This window comes from Aeromonas sp. HMWF014 (genome assembly GCF_963878295.1).
GTDB classification, from domain to species: domain Bacteria; phylum Pseudomonadota; class Gammaproteobacteria; order Enterobacterales; family Aeromonadaceae; genus Aeromonas; species Aeromonas popoffii.
In genome coordinates this window covers 1-4047 of the sequence record NZ_CAWNYS010000329.1, presented here as the reverse complement: position 1 = coordinate 4047, position 4047 = coordinate 1, and the positions used below count along the sequence as shown (strand labels likewise).

The 4047-nt window shown below is 56.7% G+C and carries 4 protein-coding genes; all 4 read right to left on the bottom strand.

Going from position 1 to position 4047, the window contains the following annotated elements:
• A partial coding sequence (gene cheD / locus AAC083_RS13935; protein ID WP_108536909.1) for a chemoreceptor glutamine deamidase CheD occupies positions 1-443 on the bottom strand: 443 nt, incomplete at its 3' end.
• Between the two features lie 10 nt (positions 444-453).
• Positions 454-1257 carry a CheR family methyltransferase gene (locus tag AAC083_RS13930; RefSeq protein ID WP_108536908.1) on the bottom strand — a complete coding sequence of 268 codons (804 nt, stop codon included), beginning with the start codon at positions 1255-1257 and terminating at the stop codon, positions 454-456.
• A 60-nt stretch (positions 1258-1317) separates the two neighbouring features.
• Positions 1318-3489 carry a methyl-accepting chemotaxis protein gene (locus tag AAC083_RS13925; protein WP_108536907.1) on the bottom strand — a complete coding sequence of 724 codons (2172 nt, stop codon included), beginning with the start codon at positions 3487-3489 and terminating at the stop codon, positions 1318-1320.
• 75 nt (positions 3490-3564) lie between these two features.
• The coding region (locus AAC083_RS13920; protein WP_108536906.1) for a chemotaxis protein CheW at positions 3565-4047 on the bottom strand (483 nt) is incomplete at its 5' end.

Here is a 4047-nt window from a genome sequence, read left to right as displayed (position 1 = left end):
ACCCAGACATTGCCGTTGGTCAGTTCAAAAATCAGGCTTCTGTGTCCTGCATGTCCGAGATGGTGGGCCTTGATCGACAGTCCCAGGTGCTGAGTCAGTTGCCAGGCCGCCTTGATGTTTTTAATTGCCACATTCATGGTGTTGAGTGTCTGCTGTTCGATAAACATGTTTCCGCCGCCGAACAACTTGACCTCGTATTCGTGAATGGGGGCGGGGTACTTGCTTATTTCATTGATAAACAACTGGATTGCCTCATCTGCATAGCGGCCATCCAGCACGTCATCGTTGTGACCACGGCTTGGCAGCATGTAGTGGCACATGCCACCCCGTTTCTGTTCCGGATGCCACATGGTAATGGCCACGCAGGAGCCAAGATGGGTGCGGATGATGGTGTTATCCTGACCAAAAAAGAACTCTCCCGGTTGCAGCACTATCTCTTTCATTTTGAAACCCTCAGGGTTTCAGATAGATGGAGGGTGATACCAGTTGCAAACCGTGGGGCAGGCCGTTCAGGCTCTCTGCATGGCTGACGATGAGATAGCCTCCCTTCTTCAAGCGTGGTACCAGGCGTTGTAGCACCTGCCCCTTGGTTTCCCGATTGAAATAGATCATCACATTGCGGATCAGAATGATGTCGAACATACCAATGTCAGGCAGCTCCTGATTCAGGTTGATGTGATGAAATTGCACCTTGTCCCTGAGCTTGCGGTCGATGATGAAGGTACCCTCCTGAAAGCCGACGCCCTTCAGGCAGTACTTCATCAGGAAGGAGAGCGGAATATTATGGGCCCTCTCGATGGGATATTGCCCCGATCTGGCCTGATCCAGCACCCGGGTCGAAATATCCGAGGCTATCACCTCCCAGTTGCCCTGGCTCAAGGTGTCAGCCAGCGTCATGGCCAGACTGTAAGGCTCTTCGCCGGATGAGCTGGCCGCGCTCCAGATGCGCACCGCCTGTTCTTTTGGCAGCCGTGCCAGCACCTTTTCGCTGAGAAACTCGAAGTGCTTTGGTTCCCGGAAAAAGTAGGTCTCGTTGGTGGTGAGCAGGTCCAGTGCGATTTGCAGCTCTGCCCCCCGGTTATTCATGATCAGGCTGAAATAGTCGCCGTAGCTCTCCAGTTCGTAGTGACAGAGCCGTTTTGACAGCCGGCTGGCGACCAGCGCCTTCTTCGCCGGTGACAGATCTATGCCCGCCGTTTGGTGGAGCCAGCGTTGAAACTGTGCAAATTCATCATCATGCAACTGGGTCTGATACACGACCGGACTCCTGTGGTGATCGGGGCGTAGCGGGTGAGTTATGCTCACCCGCTACCTTGCTTAGAACCGAACAAAATCAGCGTCGTTGTGGGGGCGAGGGGAACCATTGAAGCCATCTTGTCCATTGCCGTCGGTGATGAAACGTCCTCGGGTTGCAGCCCGGGGGGTTGTGGTTTTGTGACCCGTGCCGCCCTTGTGTTGCTCCAAGGTAAAGAACTCCATGGCCAGTTGCAGTTGCTCGGCCTGGCTGCTCATCTCCTCTGCTGTGGCCGCCAGCTGCTCGCTGCAGGATGCATTCTGCTGGGTCACCTGGCTTAGCTGGTTCATGGCGATGTTGATCTGGCTAACGCCGGTGGATTGTTCGGCGGAGGCCGCGCTGATCTCCTGTACCAGATCCGAAGTCTTGTTGATGGAGGGCACCATCTGATCGAGCAGGCGGCCCGCTTTTTCCGCCATGTCGACGCTGCTGGAGGCCAGCTCGCCTATCTCCTGAGCCGCCACCTGGCTGCGCTCCGCCAGTTTGCGGACCTCGGCGGCTACCACCGCAAAGCCCTTGCCGTGATCCCCCGCACGGGCGGCTTCGATGGCGGCGTTGAGGGCCAATAGATTGGTCTGGTAAGCGATGTCATCAATGATGCCGATTCGTTTGGCGATCTGTTTCATGGCATCGACCGTGAGCTTGACTGCTTCACCGCCTTCCACGGCCTCCTTGGCCGCTTTGCTGGCCATGCCATCCGTGACCTGAGCGTTGTCTGTGTTCTGGTTGATGCTGGCACTCATCTGCTCGATGGAGGCGCTGGTCTCCTCCATGCTGGATGCCTGCTCACTGCTCGACTGACTGATAGATTGGGCGGTGGCGCTGACTTGTTCCGAGGCACTGGAGAGGTTATCGGACGCGCTCCGCACCTCGGTCACTATGTTGGTCAGCGAGATGATGGTTTGATTGAGGGAGTCCTTGGTAGTGCCAAATACCCCGGGGTAGTCGGCCACGATCGTTTGGGTCAGATCTCCCCGAGCCAGGCATTGCACCACCCGGATCACGTCGTTGAGACTGGTGTCTATCACCTCTGCGATGCGGTTGATGCCTTCCCCCAGGGTCTGGAAGAAACCACTCTTGCCCACCAGATCCATGCGTTTGTGCAGCTCCCCGTTGATCACCGCCTGCACAATCTCCGACATCTCCCGCTCGATCGCGACCTCCTTGGTGCGATCAGACCACTCGACCACGGAGCCCAGCCGCTCGCCATCATCGCTGAACACTGGGTTGGCAATGAGCGAGAAGGTGCGGCCACCGAGCAGGATCTGGGTCTTGTAGGTATTGCTCAGCTTGGCCAGCATGCCGCGCTGATGGCCGGGATTCTTGTGAAAACTGTCGATGTTGGCCCCCATCAGGGTGGACGAATTGAAGCTGAAGAGATCCTTCTTGATGTCGGATTCGGCTAGGCTAAGCATCTCCTTGACCGATTCGTTCATGTAGATGATGTTCAAATCTGTGTCGGCAATCATCACGTTGGTACTGGCGCCATCCAGTGCTCTCTTGACTCGCAGGCTTTCGGCGGCGGCGAGTTTGGCCGCCGCGTTGGCCGCTTTCACCTCATTTTCGATGGCGATCTCCTTGGTGCGATCTGCCCACTCCACCACTGAACCGAGCCGCTCTCCGCTGTCGTTGAAGACAGGGTTGGCGATCAGGGAGAAGATGCGGCCACCGACCGAGATCTGCGTGCGGTAGGTTTTGTCCAGCTTGGCCAGCATGCTGCGCTGGTGGGACGGATCCTTGTGAAAGGTGTCTATATTCTTGCCCATCAGCTGTCTGGTATCGAAGTTGGGCAGATCCTTGCGGATGTCGGACTCCGCCTGCCCCAGCATGGCGAGCACGGCTTCATTCATGTAGACGATGTCGAGGTTGGTATCGGCGATCATCACATTGGTCGAGGCACCATCCAGAGCCTTGCGCACCCGCAGGTTCTCGTCATACAGGGCCTGGTTGGCGCTGATGGCCGCCAGCCCGCTGTTGAGCCGCTGGCCAAGCAGCGTGATTACCTGGTTGAACTCCTGACAGAGTTCCCGCAGCGGGCCATCCAGTGTGCCCAATTCTAGTAGGAACGGCTGTTCACCCTGCGCGATCCCCTGCGAAATAGTGCGAGTAGCCCCGATCAACTGGGTCAGTTGTGCTTGTTGCAAGGTATGAGCGCTACCGTTGCCGAAGAGATTGCCAAAGAATGATTGAGTCATGGGCCTGATCCTTGTGCGACATGTCATTGCTGTGTGGTGTGAGCGACACTCTCGTTGTTGTTGATGATGTTTGGGTTATGGCGTTGGCTGTTTCTGTTCCAGCAGCCGTTCCTGCTGCTGGGTCAGTTCACTTAGTTGTGTCATCTCGTCGATGGAGAGCACCTTCTCGGTATTGATGAGGATGACGAACTTGCCATTCACCTTGCCCATACCGCTGATGAAATCGGCCCGGATGCGGGCGCCAAAACTGGGCGGTGGCTCTATCTCGTTGCAGGGAATGGTCAGTACTTCCGAGACCGAATCCACCACGACCCCAATGTCCTGATTGCCGTGCTCGGGATCATCCGGGTGCATCCCTTCGATGATGACGATGCAACTACGGCGGGTGATGCTGGAGGGGGCATTGCCAAAGCGAGCGTTGAGGTCCACCACCGAGACCACGGCCCCCCTGAGGTTGATCACGCCGCGGATGAAGCTTGGCATCATGGGGATGGGAGTGATGTTGCCGTATTCGATGATTTCTTTGACCCCGAGAATGTTGATGGCAAACATCTCACC